Genomic DNA, 24,394 nt, shown 5'->3' on the forward strand with positions numbered 1-24,394 from the left:
CTTCTGCTTCAGCCTGACGAAGCTTCTGTTTCAGCTTGACGGAGCCTCTGCTTCAGCCTGACAAAGCTTCTGTTTCGGCCTGACGGAGCCTCTGCTTCAGCTTGACGGAGCCTCTGCTTCAGCCTGACAAAGCTTCTGTTTCGGCCTGACGGAGCCTCTGCTTCAGCCTGACGAAGCTTCTGTTTCAACTTGACAGAGCCTCTGCTTGGACTCAACAGAACTTCTTTGCCCATCTTGCGGGAGTTCCGTCTCAATCTGACAAGGACTTCGTTACAACTTGGCATACCCTCTACTTGAATTTGATAAAGCCCTCGTTCCAGCCTTACTGCACCCTGCTCAAGCGGGGAACCTGAAAATACAGGGCTGTTAATGCTTTTGCTCTAACCATACGAAACTTCTGCTCCAAATTAAGAAAGCCTTCATTGCGGGGCTGACAGTGCTTTGTTTTCAGCCTTCAGACCTGTCTTGCGATTAATTCTAACGTTTTATTAGAACCTGACAGTGCTTCCCGTTCAACCGGTGGGAGCTTGGTTCGTTTTACTGATTCCGCTATTATAAACTGACAGAGCCTCTGTTTGCTCCTCGCGAACTTTTGTTTTTCCTGTGAAAAAAGCATGATGAAGCCCGGCAATAACCGGAATTGTTCCGTTGCAGAGAAGGAATCGCCGCATTGCCGAAAGCGGCGGAGAGGTTCCCTTAATTCAAAAGGTCGGAAGATACACGAACGATTTGCATTCCAAACACATGTCTCCCTGCTCCGGTGCTGCGCAACATGTAGAAAAACAAGCGCGAATTACATCCCATGCGGCTTCGCTCCCTGCTCCGCTGCTGCGGTATATTCCGGCAAACACAGGTGAATTCCCGTTCCAAGCAATATGGTTCCCTGCTCCGCTGCTGCGCAACATGTAGAAAAACAAGCGCGAATTACATCCCATGCGGCTTCGCTCCCTGCTTCGGTGCTGCGGCATATTCCGGCAAACACAGGTGAATTCCCGTTCCAAGCACTATGGTTCCCTGCTCCGGTGCTGTGCAACATGCAGAAAAACAAGCGTTGAATTACGTCCCATACACCGTAGCTCCCTGCTCCGCTGCTGTGAAACTTTCTGAAAAACAAATGTGAGCTTACGTGCATCGGGGCTTTCTGTTGCACTGTTCAATATGGGTCCTGTATGAAAAGAGAGGCGGATTTACGCCGATTCAAGCAGCAGGGAAGAGTGCCCTCCTGCATCGATCGGCGTAAACCCGCGTCCCGTTTATATTCCTTTGTCGGCTCTTTGGCTGCGTTTTGCGGCAGAAAGGCTAAGCCGGAAGAATCTCAATCCAATAATCGTCGGGGTCGTTAATGAAGTACAACCCCATGGCAGTGTTCTCGAAACATACGCATCCCATTTCTTTATGATACCGGCGTACGGCTTCGTAGTCGCCTGCCACGCGAAAACACAAATGGCTTTCGTTCTCTCCCAGCTCGTATGGTTGGGGATGGTCCTTGAGCCAAGTAAGCTCCAGCAGGAAGCTGTTTGTGCTATCCGTCAGGTACACCAGAATGAAAGAGCCGTCGGATGCTTCCTTGCGACGATGCTCCCGAAGGCCGAGCGCATCTCTGTAAAACCGGATACTCTTTTCCAGATCGGTTACGTTGATGTTGAAGTGATCGAATTTTCCTTTTATTTCCATATGCAGAATCTTGTTTTATTTCTTTAAGATGAGTTTGACGATTTCGCCGACATACGTGCGGGGCCGACCCTCTTGCGGGGCATTTTGTGCGGGCAACTTCTTGCAATGAATCAGTGCCGAAGGAGTTTTTTCGTTCGGGGCATACAGTTTCAATACATACTTTTCGGCCTTTTCCACCGCGTCGAAAGGTTGATCGGGCGAGAGTGTGCAGTAAGCAACCGCTTTGCCCGAGAGGTATCCTAAAGCTCCGCCGGCATTGGCCGTCATGTTTGTCATGTTGAACTCGTCGTCGCCGATGCTGATCACCAACGTTCCGTTTCCCATCAGGGCGTATATTTCACCCGGTATCTGCTTCAGGTCGGCCTCCTGATATTCCGGCGCCGTTGTCCGGACAGCTTTGGTAGCATCTGGCTGCGAGCTGATGGCGACAGGGTGGGCCACAGGTGCAACCGCCGCTTTCTTCTCCTCCGCTTTCTTCTCCTCCCGTGCGGAAGTTTCCGTTGTTCCCAATGCAGCGGCTAAACCGGCGAACATGTTGTCGGCAAAGTCTACGGTCTTCTTGCGCCATTTCGCCAGCCCGCGCACCAATTTCGTTTTAGTCTTATTCAGCGCGTAGCGGTCGGTTATCCATTCCTCCGCTTTATACTTCTCTTTTTCGCGGTAGGTGAACCGGATTTTTCCCAGATTCACCACGCATTTCTCCGCATCCGTCTGCACGGTTACCTGATAATTGATTTGCGTCCGGTCTAACGACAGGGCGGTGGAGCTGAACACAATCCATTCTTCTCCCACGCCTGCGATGATCCCTTTCTCCCGATCCGGATAAACTACGCGGCTGTCTATGTTCTTGTTTTCTTTCAGGCGGACGGTCATCCATTGCAAAGCACGGTCGTAGATTTCTTCCCGGCTCATGCCTGCAACCTGAAATTCTTTGGAGAAAACGACTTTGCCGTCTACTTCGGGAACCGCTCCCGCCAAGTATTTGTTGTCGTTTTGCTGTTTTTCCGAAGGGTCCGCTTTCATTGTCGCCGGCAGGCAGACAAGAAACAATGCGAGAAATAGAATCGATAACTTATTCATACTTATAATTGTGTTTATTGGGTAATTTCAAAACTTTCGCCCCTTCCGCCGATCGCAATGAAGCGGATGCCAGCTTCTTCGGCAAAACGGTGGAATGCGTTTCCGCCTTCGTAATCTTCTCCGAAGTGCATGGGTACAAATATAGTTGTTTTTATTTGTTCGATGAATTGTTTGGCGCCTTTCATGTAGTCTTTTCCCATTCTTCGGTCTACCGGAAATAATGCCAGGTCTGTTTCCGGAGCTTTCTCTTTCAGATCTTTCAGTTCCGCAAGGAAGTCTCCGTCCGCCTTGCGTATTTCTTCTTCCGTAGACTCCTCGCTCCAGTGCCAGTTGTTCAGGTCGCCCGCATGAAAAATGCTCAGGCCTTGCAGATGAATGAGGAAAGAACTTCCTGCGTCTGTCGATCCGAATGCGTCGACCCGCAGGCATTCGTCTTCGTATATTTCTCCTTTTTTGATGTAAGTCGCTTCTTCTTTCGCCGCGCGCCGCTGTTTTAAGATGTCTTTGGAGAATATATAGCGGATGTCCGGATGAAGTTTTTCCATTCCAGCACCTCGCGGTTGAAGTGGTCGGGATGGAAGTGAGTGGACAACACATAGATTCGGCCGGGCCTTTGCAGGAGATAATCGTGCACGATGCCCCGGTTGCGTTCGGTTTCCGAAGAGTCTTTGTAGTAATCGATGATGACGGTTACGCCCTCCGCTTCAACGGCAAACCCGCTATGATATATGTAATGGAGTCTCATAGGCTGATAGCTGTTAGGTTTGCAATATTACATATTCTGATCGGGGTGACCAAGCAAAAAAGCAGAAATCATGGCGTGGGAGTATTATTTGCTTTGTTCCGTTGCGGTATGGCGGCAAACGGAAGAAAGGAAACCGGAGGCGGGCGACCGACCGCCTCCTTGAAGTATAGACTCGATGATGAGTTGAAAAACCGAAGCGGATTGATAAGATGTAGAGCGCCTCGTTAGAGGTATAGGCCTGCTGATGAGCTGAAAAACCGAAGCGGATTGATAAGATGTAGAGCACCTCGTTAGAGGTATAGGCCTGCTGATGAGCTGAAAAACCGAAGCGGATTGATAGGATGTAGAGCGCCTCGTTAGAGGTATAGGCCTGCTGATGAGCTGAAAAACCGAAGCGGATTGATAAGATGTAGAGTGCCTCGTTAGAGGTATAGGCTCGATGATGAGCTGAAAAAGGAAGCGGATTCATAGGATGAAAAGCGCTTCCTTAGAAGTATAGGTGTGACAGTGAAGCGGATAAACGGCTGAGTCAGGGAGCCAGACGAACGATTTCCCATTTTCCGTCAGGCTGCAAGGTGTATAGAAAGCGGTCGTGCAAACGGTTCGGGCGGCCCTGCCAAAATTCGATTCGCGAGGGTGTCACGGCATAACCTCCCCAATGTTCGGGGCGTTCTACGTCTCTTCCTATCCATCGCGCCGCTTCTTTCACAAACGCGCGTATCAGTTGCATGCGACTGCGAATCGGCCGGCTTTGAGGAGATATTCTCGCCCCGATCCGGCTCTTGTAAGGGCGTTTTCCGAAGTATTCATCCGATTCTTCGGCGGGCACTTTCGTGGCAATTCCCTCCACGTGTACCTGCCTTTCGAGTTCGTGCCACACGAAAGAAAGCGATATGTGCGGGTTGGCCGCCAAATGTTTTCCCTTGCGGCTTTCGTAGTTGCTGAAAAAAATAAACCGTCCGTCATGCAATCCTTTGAGGAGCACGGTGCGTGTCGAAGGCGTTCCTTCAGGCGATACGGTTCCCACCAGAACGGCGGTCGGTTCGTTTACATCCCCGTCGATGGCTGTTTGCAGCCAATTGTCGAAAAGCAGAAGCGGATCGTCGGGAAGATCGCTTTCCCGTAATCCGCTTTTGCTGTATTCTTGCCGGATATCGGCCAGATTGATATTCATATCTTGGTGAAATTTTATGGAATAAATGGCAAACTTACTTTCTTACTTCGTTAGGCAGCGGCCTGCCGTTCATGAAATCCTTTACGTTTTGCAACGTGGTTGTGGCGATATTCTCCATCGCTTCCTGCGTGAAGAACGCCTGATGCGATGTTACGATTACATTGTTGAATGAAAGCAGGCGCGCCAATACGTCATCGTCGATGATACGGTCCGATTTGTCTTCGTAGAAATACTCTCCTTCTTCCTCGTACACGTCGAGTCCGGCAGAACCGATCTTCTTGTTCTTCAGTCCTTCGATCAGCGCGTTGGTATGGATGAGTTGCCCGCGCCCGGTATTGATAATCATCACTCCGTCCTTCATCTTGCTTATGGAATAGTCGTTGATGAGGTATTTGGTTTGCTCCGTCAGCGGGCAGTGGAGCGAGATAATATCCGAATGATGATACAGTTCGTCGAGCGAAGTATATACGATTTGTTGCTCACGGGCGAAGTTATGATCGGGGTAAAGATCGTATGCCAGTATATTCATTCCGAATCCTTTTAAGATATGGATAAGTATTTTGGCTATTTTCCCCGTGCCGATAATCCCCACAGTTTTGCCCCGCATGTCGAATCCCATCAGTCCGTGTAGCGAGAAGTTCCCGTCTTTGGTGCGCCATGATGCCCGTGGAATCTTCCGGTTGAGCGAAAGCATGAGCGCTACCGTGTACTCCGCCACGGCATAAGGCGAGTATGCGGGAACGCGTACTACGGTTATTCCGGCTGCGGCGGCCGCGTTCAAGTCTACATTATTGAAACCGGCGCATCGCAAGGCCAGCAGTTTTACTCCGTTGGCGGCCATCGTCCGGATAACTTCCGCGTCGGCAATATCGTTCACGAAGATACAAACCGCATCTACTCCTTGTGTAAGCAAAACGTTGTTTTTATTCAGGTGTCCTTTATAGTAGCGAAGCTCGAATCCGAACTCCTTGTTTTTGTTGTTGAATGAAACTTCATCGTAGGGCTTGGTGCCGAAAAACGCAATTGTGTATGCCATAAAATTTGTCTTTTTATTTTGATTATGTAATTAACATACGGATGAATCTATTTGTTTATCTATTTATGCTTGATTAACGGAGTATTTCTTGTCTATCGTTTCATTGGTAACTATGTGGAATCGGTGAAAAATGCCTCTCATGAAGAAGAAAAATGCACATAAGCCTTTTTTATGTGCAATATTGTTGTACCTTTGCGCCCGAAATAACTAAAAAAAGATTTAAATGAGAAAATTATCCTTGTTTGGTATTGCAATGTTATTCGTTTCAATTCCAACTTTTGCAGGAGGTCTCCTGACAAATACAAACCAACATATCTTATTCTTGAGAATGTTGGCGCGCGATGCTTCCACACAAATCGACGCCGTATACTCCAATCCCGCCGGACTTGCTTTTATCGACGAAGGCTTTCACCTTTCGTTCAACGGGCAGAGCGCTTTTCAGACCCGTACCATTACTTCTACCTTCGCACCTTTTGCCGGTTTCGGCGGTAATGCTACAAAAGAGTTCAAAGGCGAGGCTTCCGCTCCGTTCATCCCTTCACTTTTTGCCGCTTATAGAAAAGGCGACTGGACGTTTTCCGGAAGTTTCGCTCTTACGGGCGGCGGTGGAAAAGCTACCTTCAATCAGGGACTTGGTTCGTTCGAATCGCAGGTGGCAATGCTGCCTTTGTTGGTTTCGAAAGCGGGAATCCCTGCCAATCAATATTCTTTGGACAGTTATATTCGCGGAAAGCAGATGATCTTCGGTCTCCAAATGGGAGCCACCTATAAGATTGCCGATTATCTTTCGGCTTTTGCAGGGGTACGCATGAACTATGTGAGCAACAGTTATGTAGGCTATCTGCGCAACATGCGTTTCAATCCGCGACACCCTCAACTGAATCCGAATGGGGATATGATTTCCGCGCATGACTTCTTCAGCAAACTCGGCGATCAATATAAAGACCATGCGGAAAACACCGCCGACAAAGAACTCGACTGCGACCAGAACGGATGGGGTGTTACTCCGATTTTGGGTTTGGACTTTAAAATGGGCAAATGGAATGTGGGTGTGAAATACGAATTCAATACGCATTTGAATGTAGAGAATAAAACATCCAGAGACGACACCGGCTTGTTTAAAGACGGTGTAAACACGCCTCACGATATTCCGAGCTTGCTGACTGTAGGAGTTTCGTATGAAATTCTGCCGGTATTGCGTGCTTCCGTAGGTTATCACCATTTCTTCGATACTCATGCCCGCATGGCCGATGCGGTGAATTTGGCTACCGGAGAGAAAATGGGCAAACAGCATTTTATAAAGAACGGTACGAACGAATATCTTGCCGGCATCGAATGGGATGTGTGCAAGTGGGCGCAAGTGAGCGGCGGCATGCAGCGCACCAAATACGGTGTGGAAGACAGCTATCAGAGCGATATGAGTTTTGCCGTAAGCTCGTATTCGTATGGAGTAGGGGCGGGCTTCAATTTAATGAGAAACATGAAATTGAATGTCGCTTACTTCTGGACGAAATACGATACGTACACCAAAGAAACGGCCAGTTATAACGGGACTAAAGTTCCCGGTAAAGATGTGTTCGATCGTACCAATAAAGTGTTCGGTATCGGAATCGATTATAAATTCTGATAGCATACGTTCATCCTTGCCTTTTCTTGCACTTGATTCGGCTATCGGAATGGTTGATTTCAAAAGCCCGCCGCCTTTTAAAAAAAGCCCGCCGTGTTTGATTTCAAAGCCCGCCGCCTTTTTTTCAAAGCCCGCGGGCTTTTTTTCAGAGGCCGACCGTGTTTTTTTCGATCCTTTCTATGCTTTTCTGAGCGGGCTTTCATGTTCCTTTCCACCGGCTGTCCATGCTTTTTTCAGCAACGTCCGTGTCTCCTTCGTTGGCATCTCGTGTCTTTCTCAGTGGACTTTCATGTTCCTTTCAGCGGCTGTCCATACTTTTTTCAGCAGCGTCCGTGTCTCTTTTGTCGGCATCTCGTGTCTTTCTGAGCGAACTTTCATGTTCCTTTCAGCAACTGTCCGTGTTTTTTCAGTGGTCGCCGTTTTTGTTTGCAATCTTTCAACCGTCGTTTTCGGCTATTTCATCGTTTTTCTTCCTGCTATGCCCTCTTTTTCTTTATGAAAGGAAAAATTGCCAAACTTCATGGAAGAATTGCTATTTATAATAAGTCTAAAAAAGAAGATCTTTGCATCGTACTAATTAGATTAATTGACTACGACATGGAGAAGATGGAATTTACTCAAGGAATATTGGCGATGGAGCAGGATTTACGTCGTTTTGCATATAAATTAACTTCAAACCGCGACTCTGCAAACGATTTGGTGCAGGATTGCGTGTTGCAGGCGTTGGATAACAGAGAGAAATTCACTCATGCCAAAAACCTGAAAGGATGGATGTATACTATCATGCGGAATATTTTTATCAACAATTACCGCCGTGCGGTGCGTGAGATGAATATTATCGACGATAATTATTCCATCCATCAGCAAAGCCTGATAGAAGACGAAGACAGCGACCGTTTCGAAACGGCTTATGACATGAAACATTTATATAAGGTGATTCATTCCATTCCCGAAGAGATGAAAGTTCCTTTCCAGATGTTCGTTGCCGGATTTAAATACAGAGAAATTGCCGAAAAGCTGAACCTTCCGATGGGGACGGTGAAGAGCCGCCTGTTCTTTATCCGCAAGCGCTTGAAGGAAGAACTGAAAGATTTTTCCTGATTCTGCAAGAGAGATTTTTCCAAAGATACTACATTTGAAGTTTTGAGTAGTTATCCTTCTTATCCTTTCATACTTGAAAAGGATGGGAAGGATTCTTTTTTTTGATTTTTCTTCTAAAACATTTGGTTTATAAAATAAACCTATTTATCTTTGCTTTCGAACAAGTGAGATGCGCAGCTCCTTGTTTTTTTTAATCCATATATGGTTTATAAAATAAACTAATTAATTTTATTCACTAACGAATAAGGAGAAATCGAGATGAAACGTTTGTTGCTTATTGTTTTGGGAGTTGTTTGCTGCCGAATGGGTGTTTGTGCTCAGGATGTAACGGTAGAAGTACGCGGTATTCGCAACGCGAAGGGCAGTATCCTCGTGATGGCTCAAAAGGATGAAACGTCGAAACCGGTATATGCCATGATAAAAGCTACCGAAAGAACTGCGATAGTCGTCCTGAAGGATGTGCCTTGGGAAAAATTTACTCTGTCGCTTTTTCACGACGAGAATGAAAATATGGATTTGGACAAGGATGAACAGGGCAGACCGTTGGAGGGGTATGTGCGCGAGAAATGTAAGAAAGAGTCCGACAAGCCGGCTACCGTGAAAGTCGAGTTGTACTACCCTATATATAAATAAGGTGTATGAAACGGATAATGTTTGCCTTATGGATCGGCTTGACTGCTCTCTGTTTCGGCAGAGGGCAGCAAGAAGGCGGTCGTCCTCTTTCCGTGCGCGATAGCTTGCCGATGGATTCTGGCAGCGGACTATACTTTAAAAGATCTGGACGGGAAATAAACGGTTACGCTTGATTTATTAAACAGACTATATTATTTTTGAAACAAAATTGATGGATTATGGAAGACAAGAAGATTTCCGAAAAAGAAAGTTTGGAACTTATCGCCCGGATGATTCGGGAGACGCAGGAGAATACGGCGCGTCATGCGGCCTATCCCTTGCTGATTTGGGGATATGCTACCGTCGTTATATCGCTGGCAGTATGGTCTTTGTGGCTATATACAGGCATGTGGCAGGTGAATTTCCTTTGGTTTGCTTTGCCTTTAACCGCCCTTCCGCTGACGATTTTCTTCGAACGTAAGCATGGAAAGAAAGGAACGAGGAATTATATCGACCGCATTACAACGCAGATGTGGGCTTTGTTCGGCATCGTCAGTTTCTGCCTCTCTTCTCTCGCTTTTGTGGTGCGGATAGACGTTCTTTTCCTCATGCCGTTGTTGATGTCGATGGGGGTGACACTCACCGGCTTGATTGCGAAGTATAAGGTGCATATCATAGGCGGGGCGATCGGTCTGTTGCTCTCTTTCATCTCTTTATTTATTCATGGGTATGATAAATTGCTGATGTTTGCCGCTATCTTTGTGGTGATGATGATTATTCCCGGACATATAATGAATAACGATATGAAACGATGCTCAAAGAACTGAATCCATTATTACATTCGCAGCTCCGGCTGGGCATCATGTCTATTCTCCTATCGGTGGAAGAGGCCGACTTCGTTTATTTGAAAGAAAAGACGCAGTCGACGGCAGGAAACCTGAGCATTCAGCTGGATAAACTAAGCGAGGCGGGATATATCGAAGTCGAAAAAAGTTTTGTCGGCAAGAGACCCCGTACCCTCTGCCGGCTGACTTCCGACGGGAGAAAAGCGATGGAGGAGTATGTCGATGCCCTGAAAAGTTATTTTAGCGGATTATAACAGGAAAGATGGTTGTCTTTTTGATTTTTTTCCTCTATCTTTGCACCCCGAAAATTAAAGACATGCGATGCCGTGAATAGCGGCCGTGTATTCTAGAACACCACGTAAAAAACAGGAGTTATGAAAGAAAAAGTATCTGTACCCTTCATGTTGCTGGGCATTCTTTTCAATGTATGCCTCATTGCAGCCAATCTTCTCGAAACAAAAGTCATTCAAGTGGGCGGACTGACGGTGACCGCCGGATTATTGGTCTTCCCCGTTTCTTATATCATCAACGACTGCATTGCCGAAGTCTGGGGGTTCAAAAAGGCTCGCCTTATCATCTGGAGCGGATTTGCCATGAATTTCTTCGTTGTTGCGCTCGGATTGATAGCCGTTGCTTTACCCGCCGCGCCTTTCTGGGAAGGTGAGGAGCATTTCGATTTCGTGTTCGGCATGGCTCCCCGCATTCTTGCCGCCAGCATGCTGGCCTTTCTGGTAGGTTCTTTCCTTAATGCTTATGTCATGAGCAAGATGAAAGTGGCGAGCGGAGGGAAAAACTTCTCGGCACGAGCCATTTGGTCTACGGTAGTGGGCGAGACCGCCGACTCGATCATCTTCTTTCCGATAGCTTTCGCAGGTATCATCGCCTGGAAGGAGCTGCTTGTCATCATGGCACTGCAGGTGGTGCTGAAATCCATGTACGAGGTTCTCATTCTGCCTGTTACGATACGGGTGGTAAAAGCCATAAAAAGAATCGACGGAACCGATGTTTACGACACGGATATCTCTTACAATGTATTAAAGATAAAGGAAATCTGACGTGAATAAGGAAGCTGCGTTGGTTGTGTTCAGCGGAGGGCAGGATTCGACCACATGTCTGTTTTGGGCAAAGAAACATTTCAAGGAGGTTCGTGCGTTGAGTTTCCTTTACGGACAGAAACATCAGAAAGAAGTGGAGCTGGCACAGGGTATTGCGGCGAGAGCAAACGTGCCGTTCGATGTGATGGATGTGTCTTTCATCGGCACTCTGGGACGCAACTCGCTGACCGATGCTGCGATGGAGATGGATAAGGAGAAGCCGGAGGGCAGTGTTCCCAACACTTTCGTGCCGGGGCGCAACCTCTTCTTCCTGAGCATTGCTGCGGTGTATGCGTGCGAACGTGGCATCCGTCAGTTGGTGACGGGTGTTTCGCAGACCGATTTCAGCGGTTATCCCGATTGCCGCGACGCGTTTATCAAGTCGTTGAACGTGACGTTGGACTTGGCGATGGATGAACACTTCGTGATTCACACGCCGCTGATGTGGATAGACAAGGCGGCGACGTGGGCTTTGGCGGATGAGCTGGGCGTGATGGACTTGATACGCCGCGAAACCCTGACTTGTTATAACGGCATTCAGGGCGACGGATGCGGTGAATGCCCGGCTTGCAAGCTTCGCCGCGAAGGTTTGGAGAAGTATCTGAAACAATCATTATAAGTTATGAGCGAACTGAAAGAACAATTGTCCCTGTTGGGCAGAAGCACCGAGTATAAGCAAGACTACGCTCCCGAAGTGTTGGAAGCTTTTGACAACAAACATCCCGGCAATGATTATTGGGTAAGATTCAATTGCCCCGAATTCACCAGCTTGTGTCCCATTACGGGACAGCCCGATTTTGCGGAGATTCGCATCAGTTACATTCCCGATGTGAAGATGGTGGAAAGCAAAAGCCTGAAGCTTTATCTGTTCAGCTTCCGTAATCATGGAGCTTTTCATGAAGACTGCGTGAATATCATCATGAAAGACTTGATAAAGCTGATGAATCCCAAATATATCGAAGTGACCGGGCTGTTTACGCCACGCGGCGGAATTTCCATTTATCCGTATGCCAACTACGGCAGGCCGGGAACGAAATACGAGCAGATGGCGGAGCAACGGTTGATGAATCGGGAGTGACGCGGCAGTTCGTGCAGCGAATGAAGTTTTGTCTTGCCTGAAGCAAAGCCCGGTTGCCCGTTCCGGCTTCGGACTTACTGCGGAAGAGATTCTTGGGGCTGCTTGAACAAAGCCTCTCTTTTGTATGAGCAGAGCTTCAGTTTCGCTTGAACAAAAACTCTCTTTCGCCTGAACAGAGCTTCTGCTTTGCCTGAACAAAAACTTTCTTTCGCCTGAACAGAGCTTCGCTTTGCTTGAACAAAAACTCTCTTTCGCCTGAACAGAGCTTCTGCTTTGCCTGAACAAAAACTCTCTTTCGCCTGAACAGAGCTTCGCTTTGCTTGAGCAAAAACTCTCTTTCGCCTGAACAGAGCTTCGCTTTGCTTGAATAAAAACTCTCTTTTGCATGAATAGAGCTTCTGCTTTCCTTGAGCAAAAGCTCTCTTTTGCATGAGCAGAGCTTCAGTTTCGCTTGAACAAAAACTCTCTTTCGCCTGAACAGAGCTTCTGCTTTGCCTGAACAAAAACTTTCTTTCGCCTGAACAGAGCTTCTGCTTCGCCTGAACAAAAACTTTCTTTCGCCTGAACAGAGCTTCTGCTTCGCTTGAACAAAGCCTCTCTTTTGCATGAACAGAGCTTCGCTTTGCCTGAACAAAAACTCTCTTTCGCCTGAACAGAGCTTCTGCTTTCCTTGAGCAAAAGCTCTCTTTTGCCTGAACAGAGCTTCGCTTTGCTTGAGTAAAAGCTCTCTTTCGCCTGAGCAGAGCTTCTGACTTGCTTAAACAGAGCTTCTCTTTCGCTCAAACGGAGGCTTTGTCTTGCTCAAACGAAATCGCTGTTTTGCATGCTTCAATGCTTTGTTTTGCCCAGATCAGGCAGCCATGGCATAGGGATTACTTTGTGTTAAGAAAGGAACAAGCCGTTGCGGACGGACGAACAGTGCATCGTTTGCATGATTCTTCCGTCATGACGGAAGCTCGGTGGCAGAAGAAAAGCCGATCATCTGCTTATCGATGAAGAGGAGCCGGAAAGTTTGCCGTTTAACACGAGCAAGCTTTCCGGCTCCGACACATCTTGTGCGTTGTTACTTCCGAAGCGTTACGGCAAATTTCCTGAAATGGATTTGCTCTTCTTTGTCTCCTGCATTGTAGAAGCGGATCGCTTTCACCGCTTTGTTCTTGACGCCCTTCGACACTTCCACTTCTTCCCAAGTCTTTCCGTCGGCGGTTACTTCGCACTTGCCCCACGACGGCAACTCTTTTTTCCCGAAATGAATATCCAGCTCGAAAGCCGCGTATGTCCGGTCGAATTTAATCTCCACAAACTTTCCGGCAGGCCACTTCAGGACTTCCAGCAACGGGGAGATGAGTACGGTGTTGTTCTTCGTTTGCAGCGGTTGGTTGCGCAGTTGCCCGATATCGCTTGTCAGCTTGTGGGGCGAATACAGGGTAGTTACGCTCAACTGCGTGCCGTATGCGTGGTTAAACTGCCGGGTGGCGGCGGCAAACAAGGTGTCGATGAAGGGTGTCAGCACTTTGCTTCCGGTTTTCACGCCGGGCTGATACGGATTCTGATTGTAGCTCTGGTCGATTTCGTAGCTTAGTTTCTGCAACGACTTCAGGTGAGCGTATTTACGTTCGAACACTTCCCTTTGCCGGTGCTTCAACGCTTCCTGAAGATAGAGCGCCTCGTTTCCCATGCTTCCCAACAGGCGGAAGCGGTAAAGCCACGGTTTGATTTCATCGATCAGCGTAGGATTGCTTTCGCTCGCCAGCAGGATATCGGCCGATTCGGAGATTTTTTCGAACTCCGCTTTCAGTCGGATCAGGTCGTCGATGTCCGTTTCCTTACCGGCCGAAACCGCTTGCGCAAAGCGTTCGGCGAAGGGCTGTATCTCTACCGACTCCACTCGACGGTAACCGTGTCCGTTCGGTCCCAAGTCCGAATTGTGCTTGCAGAACGTCAGCAGCGCGTCCGCAGCGTCGGGCAGCAGAGCGGCAATTCCTTTCTCCCACGCCTGCTGCGAATCGAACATTTCCATGTTCCACGCGTAAGCCGCTACCCCGTAAAGCGCTATTTTCGACGCTTCGGCGCGCTCCATCGGATTGGAAACAAAGCCCGACATCTCTTTCTCTATGCCTTTTTCATTGCCGTACACTGCCCCCATCAACAAATGGTCGCGCACGTAATCGGATACCGGAAAGTTCCACCAGATGTAGGCAGGACGGCGAATGCGCTCATTGATCCAGTTCAATCCCTCGCGCGTCATGTCCGCGATCACCCGGTCGCCCGTCCACATAATCTGAATATCGGGATGAAGTTGCGTACCCAACGTCGTCAGGTAATTGCCTTTCGGGTTCGACCAACTCCTATTATACTCCGTAGGACACATAATGAGCGGAGTCACGTCTTTTTTCTCTTTGACAAACTTGCGGTCGATGTAGTTGAGCAGTTCCGCCTGACGGTTCGCGTCTGTTCCGTCGCCCGAGATGTCGTCGAAGAAGACAGCGAACGAACGTGCACCCAACTGATACATCCGTTCGAACTTCTCGATTACTTTTTCGCGGTCGGCATCGTTCCATTGTATATCCTGCCCCGGATGGATGGCCCATACGAAGTCGACTTCATTCTCATGTGCCGTTTCAATCAGTTTCTTCAGCTCTCCCGCCTCTTTGCCGGGGTAGGGAAGGCGCCAATGAGGTGTGCTGTGGTAAGGATCGTCCTTAGGTCCGTAAATATAAGTGTTCAGTTTGTTCTCACCGTAGAAGCGAAGCTGCCGCATCCGGTCTTCATGTCTCCAGGGAGTCCCGTAGAAACCTTCCACCACGCCGCGGAACCGGATATCGGGGTAATCCTTTATCTCCGTTTCCGGCAGCCGGTTTCTCAGGCTGTCCGAAGGCAGTCCGCCGGTAAGCAGTTGTTTCAACGTCTGCACCGCATAGAACGTTCCCCGTTCATCGCTTCCGGCAAGCACAATCCCGCTGCCGTTTACGGCAAGGTAATACCCTTCCGCTTTGTCGGGTATCATCTTTTTGAATTTGCGCATGGCTTTGTCATTTTTCTCTCCGATATAAACCGGAAGCCCCTGCTTTTGAATATTGTTTCCCAACAGAGTTTGAAGCCGTGCCACTGCTTTCGGATTGGCGTCTTCCGCTCCGACGAGCCGGAAAGAAGCCGGCAGTGCGATCTCTTCCTGTCCCGATCGTATTTCCTGCGGCTGCGGATTGAGATGAACATTTTGTGAAAAGGCTCCGCCGCTTAGCGCAGCCATACTGAGTAGTGCGAGAATTTTGTGTTTCATGTGAGTTGATATTAGTTTTCGGTTGCAAAGAAAAGAAGAATATTGTATATCTGCAACTCTTGTTCATTGGGGTTCGTTCCTGTTTGCACGGGTATCCTTTGCCGGTTTCCCAGGCATCTTTTGCCGATTTCCCGGACATCCTTTGCCGATTTCCCGTTCTCTCTTTCCCAATATGTCCGGCTTCCGGTGCCGGCACGTTCACCGCCCGATGGCGGCAAACCGCTTCCGGTACGGATTATTCATGATGATAAGGGCCTCCGTTCAATATGCTCATTGCCCGGTACATTTGCTCGACGAAGATCAAGCGTATCATCTGATGCGAAAAAGTCATTTTCGACATCGAAATTTTCTCGTGCGCCATTCCGTACACTTTCTCGGAGAAGCCGTAAGGCCCGCCGATGATGAAAACCAACCGTTTGTTTACGGTATTCATCTTCCGTTTCATATATTCGGCAAACTCCAGCGAACGCATCTCTTTGCCCCGTTCGTCGAGCAGCACGACCACGTCTCCCGGTTGGAGCGCTTTTATGATCAGTTCGCCCTCCTTTTCCTTTTGCTGATCTGTGGAAAGGCTTTTGGTGTTCTTTAACTCCGGAATCACTTCCACGTCGAACGAAATAAAGTGTTTTGTCCGTTGTACGTAGTCGTTGATGGCGGTAATATAATGTGGTTCTACCGTTCTTCCTACCACGAGCAGGGTTGTTTTCATGCGTTTACAATTCTGATTTATTGTACAAAAATACGGCTTTTTTGTGTTATTTTGCAATAAATGTTTACCTTTGCCTGTAAATCGTTGAATGTTTAGACGTTGAACTTCAACATAAAAGCTTGTATTTATGAAAAAACGAGTACTTCTGATAATAGCTGTTTTACTTCTGTTTCTTCCTTTGCTCATGGCTCAGGAAATACCTTCGGGGGTAGTTGCGGCGTTGAGCAAGGGTAGCTCGCAAGAGTTGAGCAAATACATGGGCGATAAAGTCAATCTGATACTTCCCTCCAATTCCGCCAATGTGGACAAGCAGAAAGCCGCTGCGATGATGCAGGACTTCTTCGCGCGGAACAAGGTCGACGGGTTTAATGTCAATCATCAGGGGAAGCGCGATGAGTCGGGTTTTGTTATCGGTACGCTGAAAACAAACAACGGTAAGTATCGTGTGAATTGTTTCCTGAAGAAGTCGGAAGAACAATATGTGATACATCAAATAAGAATAGATAAGACAAATGAATAAAGAAAAGGAATTGATCGATAAACTGATCGATCTCGCTTTTGCGGAAGATATCGGCGATGGCGACCACACCACGCTTTCGTGCATTCCCGATACGGCGATGGGAAAATCGAAGCTGTTGATAAAGGAAGCCGGCGTGCTGGCGGGAATCGAAGTGGCGAAAGAAATTTTCAACCGTTTTGATCCCACGATGAAAGTGGAAGTGTTTATCAATGACGGAGCGGAGGTGAAGCCCGGCGACGTGGCGATGATTGTGGAAGGTAAGGTGCAGTCGTTGCTCCAGACCGAGCGTCTGATGCTGAATGTGATGCAACGTATGAGCGGTATCGCTACCATGACCCGCAAATATGCCGCCCGACTCGAAGGACTTCATACGCGTGTACTCGATACCCGCAAGACAACTCCGGGCATGCGCATCCTCGAAAAAATGGCAGTGAAGATAGGGGGCGGAGTGAACCACCGCATCGGACTGTTCGACATGATTCTTCTGAAAGACAATCATGTGGACTTTGCCGGCGGAATCGACAAGGCGATTACCCGTGCCAAAGAATATTGCCGCAGCAAAGGCAAGAATCTTAAAATAGAAATCGAGGTGCGCAACTTCGATGAACTGGAGCAGGTGCTTCGCTTGGGCGGGGTAGACCGTATCATGTTCGACAATTTCACACCCGAGCAAACGAAGAAAGCGGTGGAAATGGTGGGAGGAAAATATGAAACCGAATCGTCCGGCGGCATTACCTTCGACACGTTGCGCGCTTATGCCGAAGCCGGCGTAGATTTTATCTCGGTGGGTGCGCTCACGCATTCGGTGAAGGGACTCGACATGAGCTTTAAAGCATGTTGATGATGTGATTTTCTTCTGCTTCGTTAACTTCTTTTAGCAGATACTCTTGCAGCACTCTTCATTCTTTTGCGTCTAAAGGATAAACGGCGCATACATACGTTCGATTTAAAAAGACATTTGGCTTTGGAAAACGAGATAGAACTTATAAAGGGCTGTCGGGCGGGAAGCGATTCGGCCCGCAAACAACTTTATACTCTCTATGCTCAACGGATGCTGGCGGTATGTTTCCGCTATACGGGCGATATGGATGCGGCGCACGATGTATTGCACGACGCTTTCATCAAGATCTTTACCAATTTTTCGTTCAGAGGCGATTCTTCCCTCACTACATGGATTACACGGGTGATGGTGACTCAATCGATCGACTATCTGAGGCGGGAAAAAAAGATGAGTCGGTTGGTAGTGCATGAAGAGCAGCTTCCCGAAGTTCCGGACTTGCCGGATATGAGGGGAGAGGAGATCTCCGAAGAGCAATTGATGGCTTTTATCGCCGAATTGCCGGATGGTTGCCGCACTGTATTCAATCTTTATGTATTTGAAGAGAGGTCTCACAAAGAGATAGCCGCCATGCTTCGTATCAAAGAGCATTCGTCTACCTCGCAATTGCATCGGGCAAAGTGTTTGTTGGCAAAAAGAATTAAAGAGTACACAAAGCATGAAGAAAGAAAATGATGGAATAACCGATCTGTTCCGTACACGTCTTGGGGACACCGGACTGACAGTGCGCGACGGATTCTGGGAAAAGCTGCAACAGGACATTCTTGTGGCCGGGCAGCAACGCCGCCGGTTGCTGTTTTTCCGTGTGGCGGCGGCAGCTTCTGTGCTGCTGGTATTGGCCGCGTCGACGGCGGTGGTCTGGTTCTTCTCTCCCAAAGAGGAAATAAGTGAGGCGTTCACGCAGATAGTCGCTTCCCGCGAAGGCATACCCGATGGAGACGGTATCCGTGTCAAACGGCTTCCTCAGCTGGCAAAACCGATATTGTCGAAGCAGGCTCCGAAATCGTACGGCATGCTTCCGCAGTATGCAAACGACGAAGACCCGGATTCCGTCTCCATCACTTTGTCCGTTTCCATTTCTATTTCGGCCTCTGCTGCTGTAAGGCAGGAGGGTGAAAGAACCGGGCAATCGCACGACGGATATTGGAAAGCAGCCAATGTGAATGCCGATCCGGTTCCCGTTTACGAGGAGAGCGTTGCCTGTGCTCCATCAAATGCCCGGAGCGAAAAGAAACATCGTTGGGCGGTAAAAATACAAGGCGGCACAGCGCTTCCGGCAGATGGTGGAACCTATAAAATGCCTCTTTCGGGCGGGGTGACAGTAGAGCGTATGCTGAACGGACGCTTGGGCATAGAAACCGGGTTGCTTTATTCGAACTTGCGTTCGGAAGGACGGAAACTACATTATATAGGCATTCCTGTAAAAATGAATGTGATGTTGGCGGAAACAAAAAAATGGGATATTTACGCTACCGTAGGCGGAGTGGCGGATAAATGCGTGTCGGGCGCGCCCGACAACAGTTTTAAGGAAGAACCCGTGCAACTCGCTTTGACTGCCGCCGCAGGTGTCCGTTACAAACTTACCGACAGACTGGCTGTTTTTGCCGAACCCGGCATCTCTCACCATTTCAAGACTGATTCGCAACTGGCTACAGTCCGTACGAAACGGCCTACTAACTTAAATTTGCTTTGCGGACTCCGCATGACTTACTAACTATCTGCTGCAATGAAAAAGACATTAATGATATTATGGATGGCTGTTGCCGCGCTTGTTTCCTTTACCGGGTGCAACGGCGAAGAGATGGATCAGAACAATCCCGATGTTTCGGTTTTCGTAAAGCAACTGAAAGCGGGCAAGTATAAGATGCAGAATGAAAAAGGAGTCGTAGAGGTTCCTCATTTTGCCGAGAAGGATATCCCCGATTTGCTGAAATATGCCGAAGACCTCACCATTATTCCCTCTTTCCCGTCGGTCTATAATATGAACAACGGGAAAATCCGTTTGGGAGAATGTATGCTCTGGACGATAGAATACATACGCCAGGGTACGCCTCCGTCATTAGGATGCAAAATGGTGTTGGCGAATGCCGAAAATTACGAACCGATTTATTTTTTGACGGACGAGGAAGTGCTCGATGCGGCGGCCTGTTACCGCCGTTGGTGGGAGGAACGGAAATATCCCAGAACCAGATGGAGCATCGATCCGTGTTATGACGAACCTCTCTGCGGCACGGGTTACAGATGGTGGTAAATAAACAAAAGCATCCGGCAGGCAAATAACAACAGAGAATGAGAACGAGATGGCTTATATCGGCAGTGTTTTTACTGTCGGCAGGGGGATGCTATGCCCAATGGTCGAAGCAGGATTCGGTGAAATTGCGGAAAATGCTCGAAGCCGACGGGGAGTTGCGTCTGAACCGGAAGGCACTTCAGGCTATCGACTTTTCGGTCGGTACGGCCGACCCTCGTATCTCGGAAGAAAAAAGATGGCTGTCTCCCGACGAGTCGCTTCCGTCTGTGTTGCCCAAAGCCGTCCCTGTGTTCAGCTTAATGCCCTATACGCCTACTACGCGCTATGATTGGGATCCGGTGTTTCGGAAGAAAATCCGGATAACCAAAGATACTTGGCGGAGAGATCCCTTTTTTCATCTATACGCCCGTACCGGTTATAAGCCGAACACGATAAACTTAGGGAAAGGCGTCACGGGCAGGGGAACTCTGCAAAGAGGCGCCGACTTCGTTCCTCCACATGTGGCTGTGCACTGTTACGGAGCGGCGGGGGTGGCGATCGGCGGTCTCGATCTGATGTTGGTTTTTACCAAAGATTTCTGGGACTGGAAGGGTAAGAAACGCCGCGCGCGTACGCTGGAAGTTCTGAAAACTTATGGCGACTCTGTAACAGTATCGATCAATGCTCCCGTTCAACAGATTGTTCCTTGAAGAGGCGCGGCGGTATGGCATGCGTTCTCCGGCAAAAATCTCGTGACCGACGGAATGTTTGATGGAATTCATGCGGCTTGTTGCCGATACGTGTAAGCCCGACGCTTTTTGCTGAACAGATTATTTGCCGAAAGCGTTATACATTCAGAACTTGTTTTCAATATGATATCATGATGAACAGAATTACTTCTCTTTTCGGCATCCAATATCCCGTTGTGCAGGCGGGTATGGTTTGGTGCAGCGGTTGGCGGCTGGCTTCTGCGGTGAGCAATGCCGGCGGGCTGGGGCTTATCGGAGCCGGTTCCATGCATCCGGAAACCCTTCGCGAACATATCCGCAAATGTCGGGCGGCTACCGACCGGCCGTTCGGTGTGAACATTCCTTTGATGTATCCTCAGATTGAAGAGATCATGGATATCGTGGTGGAGGAGAAAGTGAAAATCGTTTTTACTTCCGCCGGAAACCCGAAGACGTGGACTTCTTGGCTGAAAGAACGGGGCATCACGGTGGTTCACGTCGTATCTTCTTCGCGTTTTGCCGTGAAATGTGAAGAAGCGGGTGTAGATGCCGTAGTAGCCGAAGGTTTTGAGGCCGGAGGACACAACGGGCGCGAAGAAACCACTACGCTTTGCCTTATACCTTCGGTGCGCAGGGCAACCACACTGCCTTTGATTGCAGCCGGAGGCATAGCTACCGGAGAAAGCATGCTGGCGGCTATGGTGCTGGGCGCCGAAGGCGTTCAGATCGGTACGCGTTTCGCCCTGACCGATGAGAGTTCGGCAAGCGAAGAGTTTAAGTCGCTTTGTCTGGGGTTAGGTGAAGGAGATACGAAATTGCTGCTGAAAAAGCTGAGCCCTGTGCGTCTGGTAAAGAATGCTTTCCGCGATGCAGTGGAAGAGGCGGAAAGCCGCGGAGCTTCCGTCGAAGAATTGCGTGTGCTGCTCGGCAAAGGGCGTGCGAAAAGAGGAATCTTTGAAGGCGATCTGGAGCAGGGAGAGTTGGAGATAGGGCAGGTTGCTGCTCTTGTTTCCCGTCGCGAGTCTGCAAGCGAGGTGATGAAAGACCTGTTGGAAGCTTACCGGCAAGCTGTAGCAAAGACTTATTTCTGATTGTGCATATAAGCGCCTTCCTCTTTTCAGCAGGCGTTTGAAAATACCTTTATATTCTTTCACAAAAAAGCCCGCCGCCTTTGATTTCAAAGCCCGCCGTGTTTTTTTCAAAGCCCGCCGCCTTTTTTTTAAAGCCCGCGGGCTTTTTTTTCAAACATTCCATTGTTTTTTTTTGCTCCGTTCGTGCTGCATGAACACCCATTTACATCGATCGTGACGTAGGAGATAATGAAAGAAAAGGCAGAAAGTTCCGATTTGAAAAAGCCCCTTTCACCTCTTTTCCGAAGCATCCGGTGCATCGTAAGAATGAGGTGAAAGGGAAAAGGGCGGCAATCGAAGAGTTATTTACAATGCTGCCTTATAAGAAAACAGGTTCATATCTTAAACCGAATACGTCTGCTACGGCCTTGTACGTCACTTTGCCTTCCACGATGTTCAATCCCGGTTGCAGGGACGGAATTTCTTTGCAAGCTTTTTCCCAACCCTTGTTAGCCAAAGCGATGACGTACGGAAGCGTGGCATTGGTCAGTGCCAGGGTGGAAGTGTAAGGTACGGCTCCCGGAATATTGGCAACCGCATAATGCACGATTCCGTCTACGACATAAGTCGGTTCGCTGTGCGTGGTAGGGTGGGAGGTCTCGAAACATCCGCCTTGGTCTATTGCCACGTCGACAAGCACTGTGCCGGGTTGCAACATCGACAACATGGATCTCGTGATCAAGTGCGGGGCCTTGTCTCCGGGAATCAGGACGGAACCGATAATCAGATCGACATCCGGCAACTCTTTCTTAATTCTTAATTCAGAAGAATATAAAGTTTTTACGTTCTTAGGCAATACTTCGCTCAGGTAGCGCAGGCGTGCCAGATTCACATCGGCGATAGTTACGTCGGCGCCCATTCCTGCCGCCATCTGTGCCGCATTGGTTCCTACTATTCCTCCGCCGAGGATGAGTACTTTGGCGGGCTTCACTCCGGGTACTCCGCCCAGCAAAATTCCTTTTCCGCCCTGCGGCTTTTCCAAAAAGCGCGCACCTTCTTGTACAGACATCCGTCCCGCCACTTCGCTCATCGGAATCAGCAAAGGCAGCGAACGGTCCGGATTTTCCACCGTTTCGTATGCCAAGCAAATAGATTTGTTGGCGATCATCGCCAATGTCAGTTCTTTATCGGAAGCAAAATGAAAATAGGTAAACAGCAATTGCCCTTTTCTAATCAGGTTGTATTCGGGTGCGATAGGTTCCTTTACTTTTACAATCATGTCTGCGGTGGCATATACATCTTCTATGGTCGGTAAAATTTTAGCGCCCACAGCCTCGTACGCTTCATCCGGGAAACCGCTGTTGATTCCCGCAGTGTGCTGGATGTAAACCTGATGTCCTCTTTTCACTAACTCTGCTGTTCCGGAAGGTGTCATGCCCACCCGATTCTCATTGTTCTTAATCTCTTTAGGTACTCCGATAATCATATTGTTACATTTTAAGGTTAAACATGCCCGAAATTACAAAGAATCCCCTTACGTTGTTGCTCGTAAGGGGATGTTTAACAACAGAATGTTGTTTTTTTATGGCTGTCTTTTCCGGAAATCAGTTCAGCAATCCCGGATTGGCTTCGGTTGCCGGCACAGGAATACGCAACGTGTAGCGCGGATCGTCTTGTTGCAATACAAACTTCTTGCCCTCCAGCGTTTTTTCCATCTTGGGGCGGGTGGTGCGTCGTAAGTCGAACCATCGGTGTCCTTCGAAGGCCAATTCGCGGGCACGCTCTTCCAGGATTTCTTTTATCAGCCCGTCTTGTTGCATTCCATCCACAGCTTTCTTTTTCTGTGCATATCCTTCCGGCGTATAACGCTTCTCCATCAGTTGCAACAATCGCTTGCGGGCTTCCGGCAGTTTGTTCAACCGGGCCGCAGCTTCGGCTGCGTTCAGGTAAATCTCTCCGGTGCGGAAGGAACAACGGTATTTGGAGCTTCCATCTGCTTTGGCAATGGAGTACTTCCCGTCTTTGTTCGGTTCTCCGAAGTATTTTTTCAGCCGTAAGTCATTGGCTGTGTCGTATGTTTTGCGCAGTTCTTCCCCTGCCCAGCAGGCTCTTTGTGTAGAAGAAGACTGAATTTGTTCGTATGCGTTGATGATTTCGACCGACTGGTACTCGTTAGGCATTTTACTGTCGGCTTGGTTCATGTTTTCCAGAGACGATTTCTTTGCCAAAACATTTTCCGCCTCCGCATATGCCTCTTCCCATTTTCCCATGTATAAATGCACGCGTGAAGCAAAAGCATCTGCAGCTATGGTAGAGAAGCGGTAGAGATATCTTTCTTCCCATGTCTCTTTATTTATCAAAGTACGGGCTTTTGCAATATCATCCAAAATAGCTGTGTAGATTTCCTCTACCGTGTTTCGTGTGGGAATGGCTTCCAAATCTACGTCCTGCTTTAGGGGAATGGCTTTTTTTTGAGGGCCCCCTTTTTTACCATACGGTTCTCCGTAGAGATTCACCAATATAAAATGGATATAGCCTCTTAAGAAATAAGCTTCTCCCACGAGCTGATCTATTTCCTCCCGGCTGCCTTCTTTAATTTTGCTTTTATTGTCGATGATGGCGTTGGCATAATATATAATGGAGTAATAAACCTCCCAGTTGAAAGAATAAGTGGATGTTTTGAACGATCCGTCATTCCATTTTTCAATTTCGCCATAAACGCCTTGCTCGTGGTTGTCGTCTTTTATAATTACATCGTTCGTGCGCATATCGCATATGGCCCTGTCATTGAAAGGTTGCTGATAGGCTTTGGTTAGCAGAGACCGATATTCGGACAACGTATTCGGAATTACTTTTCCTACGGGTTGAATGTCTAGAAAACTGTCGCAAGACGAAAGCAGAAGACATCCTGCCATCGTAAAGGCGAGTGTGGTATATTTAGTTACTTTCATGA

General features: G+C 48.4%; 27 protein-coding genes and 1 pseudogene. 17 read left to right on the forward strand and 11 right to left on the reverse strand.

The annotated features are described in order from the left end of the window. Positions 1-793: 793 nt before the first annotated feature. From GGR07_RS02680 to GGR07_RS02710, 7 genes and pseudogenes are all read right to left on the reverse strand, one after another. Entirely contained in the window at positions 794-1,132 is a 339-nt protein-coding gene (locus tag GGR07_RS02680; protein ID WP_147298157.1) for a hypothetical protein, read from the reverse strand. A gap of 167 nt (positions 1,133-1,299) precedes the next feature. Continuing rightward, positions 1,300-1,674, reverse strand: coding sequence for a VOC family protein (locus GGR07_RS02685; protein WP_034543210.1), 375 nt, complete (start codon positions 1,672-1,674; stop codon positions 1,300-1,302). Between the two features lie 15 nt (positions 1,675-1,689). Beyond that, on the reverse strand, positions 1,690-2,754 hold the full coding sequence (locus GGR07_RS02690; RefSeq protein ID WP_122056630.1) for a DUF4468 domain-containing protein: 1,065 nt from the start codon (positions 2,752-2,754) through the stop codon (positions 1,690-1,692). A 14-nt stretch (positions 2,755-2,768) separates the two neighbouring features. Continuing rightward, positions 2,769-3,499 (reverse strand): annotated as a pseudogene (locus GGR07_RS02695) (MBL fold metallo-hydrolase). 13 nt (positions 3,500-3,512) lie between these two features. Beyond that, the gene (locus tag GGR07_RS02700) at positions 3,513-3,968 is read right to left on the reverse strand and encodes a hypothetical protein (RefSeq protein WP_147298156.1); all 456 of its coding nucleotides are present in this window, start codon (positions 3,966-3,968) and stop codon (positions 3,513-3,515) included. A 60-nt stretch (positions 3,969-4,028) separates the two neighbouring features. Further along, positions 4,029-4,673: a pyridoxamine 5'-phosphate oxidase gene (pdxH, locus tag GGR07_RS02705; RefSeq protein ID WP_034542585.1), complete on the reverse strand. Its 645-nt coding sequence runs from the start codon at positions 4,671-4,673 to the stop codon at positions 4,029-4,031. A 34-nt stretch (positions 4,674-4,707) separates the two neighbouring features. Further along, a complete protein-coding gene (locus GGR07_RS02710; protein ID WP_034542583.1) occupies positions 4,708-5,709 on the reverse strand; it encodes a 2-hydroxyacid dehydrogenase in 1,002 nt (333 codons plus the stop codon). 223 nt (positions 5,710-5,932) lie between these two features. On the opposite strand from GGR07_RS02710, the gene GGR07_RS02715 reads away from it, so the two are divergent. From GGR07_RS02715 to queF, 10 genes are all read left to right on the forward strand, one after another. Beyond that, positions 5,933-7,336, forward strand: coding sequence for an OmpP1/FadL family transporter (locus GGR07_RS02715; RefSeq protein ID WP_021644421.1), 1,404 nt, complete (start codon positions 5,933-5,935; stop codon positions 7,334-7,336). A gap of 49 nt (positions 7,337-7,385) precedes the next feature. Further along, positions 7,386-7,835, forward strand: a complete 450-nt coding sequence (locus GGR07_RS02720; protein WP_034542581.1) for a hypothetical protein — start codon at positions 7,386-7,388, stop codon at positions 7,833-7,835. A gap of 98 nt (positions 7,836-7,933) precedes the next feature. Beyond that, positions 7,934-8,437: an RNA polymerase sigma factor gene (locus GGR07_RS02725; protein ID WP_027325490.1), complete on the forward strand. Its 504-nt coding sequence runs from the start codon at positions 7,934-7,936 to the stop codon at positions 8,435-8,437. Positions 8,438-8,695: 258 nt separating this feature from the next. Next, positions 8,696-9,070, forward strand: coding sequence for a DUF2141 domain-containing protein (locus GGR07_RS02730; protein ID WP_034542579.1), 375 nt, complete (start codon positions 8,696-8,698; stop codon positions 9,068-9,070). A 5-nt stretch (positions 9,071-9,075) separates the two neighbouring features. Further along, positions 9,076-9,243, forward strand: a complete 168-nt coding sequence (locus tag GGR07_RS02735) for a hypothetical protein (protein WP_021644426.1) — start codon at positions 9,076-9,078, stop codon at positions 9,241-9,243. Between the two features lie 45 nt (positions 9,244-9,288). Then, entirely contained in the window at positions 9,289-9,876 is a 588-nt protein-coding gene (locus tag GGR07_RS02740) for a hypothetical protein (protein WP_021644427.1), read from the forward strand. After that, on the forward strand, positions 9,861-10,148 hold the full coding sequence (locus tag GGR07_RS02745) for a winged helix-turn-helix domain-containing protein (RefSeq protein ID WP_021644428.1): 288 nt from the start codon (positions 9,861-9,863) through the stop codon (positions 10,146-10,148). Before GGR07_RS02740 ends, GGR07_RS02745 begins: the two co-directional genes overlap by 16 nt. Positions 10,149-10,268: 120 nt before the next feature. Further along, positions 10,269-10,949, forward strand: coding sequence for a queuosine precursor transporter (locus GGR07_RS02750; protein WP_021644429.1), 681 nt, complete (start codon positions 10,269-10,271; stop codon positions 10,947-10,949). A 1-nt stretch (position 10,950) separates the two neighbouring features. Next, a complete protein-coding gene (queC, locus tag GGR07_RS02755; RefSeq protein WP_034542575.1) occupies positions 10,951-11,607 on the forward strand; it encodes a 7-cyano-7-deazaguanine synthase QueC in 657 nt (218 codons plus the stop codon). 3 nt (positions 11,608-11,610) lie between these two features. Beyond that, positions 11,611-12,066, forward strand: a complete 456-nt coding sequence (gene queF / locus GGR07_RS02760; protein WP_021644431.1) for a preQ(1) synthase — start codon at positions 11,611-11,613, stop codon at positions 12,064-12,066. A 1,063-nt stretch (positions 12,067-13,129) separates the two neighbouring features. Here the strand turns inward: queF and GGR07_RS02765 are convergent. Beyond that, positions 13,130-15,346 carry a beta-N-acetylglucosaminidase gene (locus GGR07_RS02765; RefSeq protein ID WP_122056628.1) on the reverse strand — a complete coding sequence of 739 codons (2,217 nt, stop codon included), beginning with the start codon at positions 15,344-15,346 and terminating at the stop codon, positions 13,130-13,132. 235 nt (positions 15,347-15,581) lie between these two features. Then, on the reverse strand, positions 15,582-16,055 hold the full coding sequence (gene rlmH / locus GGR07_RS02770; RefSeq protein WP_034542568.1) for a 23S rRNA (pseudouridine(1915)-N(3))-methyltransferase RlmH: 474 nt from the start codon (positions 16,053-16,055) through the stop codon (positions 15,582-15,584). A gap of 127 nt (positions 16,056-16,182) precedes the next feature. On the opposite strand from rlmH, the gene GGR07_RS02775 reads away from it, so the two are divergent. The 7 genes from GGR07_RS02775 (at position 16,183) to GGR07_RS02805 (ending at position 21,462) form a co-directional block, all read left to right on the forward strand. Continuing rightward, the gene (locus GGR07_RS02775; protein WP_034542566.1) at positions 16,183-16,575 is read left to right on the forward strand and encodes a DUF4783 domain-containing protein; all 393 of its coding nucleotides are present in this window, start codon (positions 16,183-16,185) and stop codon (positions 16,573-16,575) included. Beyond that, on the forward strand, positions 16,568-17,416 hold the full coding sequence (gene nadC, locus GGR07_RS02780) for a carboxylating nicotinate-nucleotide diphosphorylase (protein WP_122056627.1): 849 nt from the start codon (positions 16,568-16,570) through the stop codon (positions 17,414-17,416). Before GGR07_RS02775 ends, nadC begins: the two co-directional genes overlap by 8 nt. Positions 17,417-17,539: 123 nt before the next feature. Further along, entirely contained in the window at positions 17,540-18,088 is a 549-nt protein-coding gene (locus GGR07_RS02785) for an RNA polymerase sigma factor (protein ID WP_122056726.1), read from the forward strand. After that, positions 18,072-19,127: a porin family protein gene (locus GGR07_RS02790; RefSeq protein WP_021644439.1), complete on the forward strand. Its 1,056-nt coding sequence runs from the start codon at positions 18,072-18,074 to the stop codon at positions 19,125-19,127. The genes GGR07_RS02785 and GGR07_RS02790 overlap by 17 nt, the downstream gene beginning before the upstream one ends. A gap of 12 nt (positions 19,128-19,139) precedes the next feature. Next, the gene (locus GGR07_RS02795; RefSeq protein ID WP_021644440.1) at positions 19,140-19,664 is read left to right on the forward strand and encodes a DUF4943 family protein; all 525 of its coding nucleotides are present in this window, start codon (positions 19,140-19,142) and stop codon (positions 19,662-19,664) included. A gap of 38 nt (positions 19,665-19,702) precedes the next feature. Then, positions 19,703-20,353 (forward strand): DUF4858 domain-containing protein, encoded by a 651-nt coding sequence (locus tag GGR07_RS02800; RefSeq protein ID WP_021644441.1) that lies wholly within the window; start codon positions 19,703-19,705, stop codon positions 20,351-20,353. A 173-nt stretch (positions 20,354-20,526) separates the two neighbouring features. Further along, complete coding sequence (locus GGR07_RS02805; protein WP_034542603.1) at positions 20,527-21,462, forward strand: NAD(P)H-dependent flavin oxidoreductase; 936 nt, start codon at positions 20,527-20,529, stop codon at positions 21,460-21,462. A gap of 358 nt (positions 21,463-21,820) precedes the next feature. Here GGR07_RS02805 and ald read toward each other — a convergent pair whose 3' ends face one another. Together ald and GGR07_RS02815 are read right to left on the reverse strand one after the other, a co-directional pair. Beyond that, positions 21,821-22,927, reverse strand: coding sequence for an alanine dehydrogenase (ald, locus tag GGR07_RS02810; protein WP_021645420.1), 1,107 nt, complete (start codon positions 22,925-22,927; stop codon positions 21,821-21,823). Positions 22,928-23,045: 118 nt separating this feature from the next. Continuing rightward, a complete protein-coding gene (locus GGR07_RS02815; RefSeq protein WP_021645421.1) occupies positions 23,046-24,392 on the reverse strand; it encodes a RagB/SusD family nutrient uptake outer membrane protein in 1,347 nt (448 codons plus the stop codon). Positions 24,393-24,394: the final 2 nt, after the last annotated feature.

The sequence above is a fragment of the Bacteroides pyogenes genome (assembly GCF_014196225.1).
Taxonomy (GTDB): Bacteria; Bacteroidota; Bacteroidia; order Bacteroidales; family Bacteroidaceae; genus Bacteroides; species Bacteroides pyogenes_A.

Coding starts and splice junctions, on each gene's coding strand:
- GGR07_RS02680 (WP_147298157.1), bottom strand. CDS start 1,132: ATGCACGTAAGCTCACATTTGTTTTTCAGAAAGTTTCACAGCAGCGGA.
- GGR07_RS02685 (WP_034543210.1), bottom strand. CDS start 1,674: ATGGAAATAAAAGGAAAATTCGATCACTTCAACATCAACGTAACCGAT.
- GGR07_RS02690 (WP_122056630.1), bottom strand. CDS start 2,754: ATGAATAAGTTATCGATTCTATTTCTCGCATTGTTTCTTGTCTGCCTG.
- GGR07_RS02700 (WP_147298156.1), bottom strand. CDS start 3,968: ATGAATCCGCTTCCTTTTTCAGCTCATCATCGAGCCTATACCTCTAAC.
- pdxH (WP_034542585.1), bottom strand. CDS start 4,673: ATGAATATCAATCTGGCCGATATCCGGCAAGAATACAGCAAAAGCGGA.
- GGR07_RS02710 (WP_034542583.1), bottom strand. CDS start 5,709: ATGGCATACACAATTGCGTTTTTCGGCACCAAGCCCTACGATGAAGTT.
- GGR07_RS02715 (WP_021644421.1), top strand. CDS start 5,933: ATGAGAAAATTATCCTTGTTTGGTATTGCAATGTTATTCGTTTCAATT.
- GGR07_RS02720 (WP_034542581.1), top strand. CDS start 7,386: ATGGTTGATTTCAAAAGCCCGCCGCCTTTTAAAAAAAGCCCGCCGTGT.
- GGR07_RS02725 (WP_027325490.1), top strand. CDS start 7,934: ATGGAGAAGATGGAATTTACTCAAGGAATATTGGCGATGGAGCAGGAT.
- GGR07_RS02730 (WP_034542579.1), top strand. CDS start 8,696: ATGAAACGTTTGTTGCTTATTGTTTTGGGAGTTGTTTGCTGCCGAATG.
- GGR07_RS02735 (WP_021644426.1), top strand. CDS start 9,076: ATGAAACGGATAATGTTTGCCTTATGGATCGGCTTGACTGCTCTCTGT.
- GGR07_RS02740 (WP_021644427.1), top strand. CDS start 9,289: ATGGAAGACAAGAAGATTTCCGAAAAAGAAAGTTTGGAACTTATCGCC.
- GGR07_RS02745 (WP_021644428.1), top strand. CDS start 9,861: ATGCTCAAAGAACTGAATCCATTATTACATTCGCAGCTCCGGCTGGGC.
- GGR07_RS02750 (WP_021644429.1), top strand. CDS start 10,269: ATGAAAGAAAAAGTATCTGTACCCTTCATGTTGCTGGGCATTCTTTTC.
- queF (WP_021644431.1), top strand. CDS start 11,611: ATGAGCGAACTGAAAGAACAATTGTCCCTGTTGGGCAGAAGCACCGAG.
- GGR07_RS02765 (WP_122056628.1), bottom strand. CDS start 15,346: ATGAAACACAAAATTCTCGCACTACTCAGTATGGCTGCGCTAAGCGGC.
- rlmH (WP_034542568.1), bottom strand. CDS start 16,055: ATGAAAACAACCCTGCTCGTGGTAGGAAGAACGGTAGAACCACATTAT.
- GGR07_RS02775 (WP_034542566.1), top strand. CDS start 16,183: ATGAAAAAACGAGTACTTCTGATAATAGCTGTTTTACTTCTGTTTCTT.
- nadC (WP_122056627.1), top strand. CDS start 16,568: ATGAATAAAGAAAAGGAATTGATCGATAAACTGATCGATCTCGCTTTT.
- GGR07_RS02790 (WP_021644439.1), top strand. CDS start 18,072: ATGAAGAAAGAAAATGATGGAATAACCGATCTGTTCCGTACACGTCTT.
- GGR07_RS02795 (WP_021644440.1), top strand. CDS start 19,140: ATGAAAAAGACATTAATGATATTATGGATGGCTGTTGCCGCGCTTGTT.
- GGR07_RS02800 (WP_021644441.1), top strand. CDS start 19,703: ATGAGAACGAGATGGCTTATATCGGCAGTGTTTTTACTGTCGGCAGGG.
- GGR07_RS02805 (WP_034542603.1), top strand. CDS start 20,527: ATGAACAGAATTACTTCTCTTTTCGGCATCCAATATCCCGTTGTGCAG.
- ald (WP_021645420.1), bottom strand. CDS start 22,927: ATGATTATCGGAGTACCTAAAGAGATTAAGAACAATGAGAATCGGGTG.
- GGR07_RS02815 (WP_021645421.1), bottom strand. CDS start 24,392: ATGAAAGTAACTAAATATACCACACTCGCCTTTACGATGGCAGGATGT.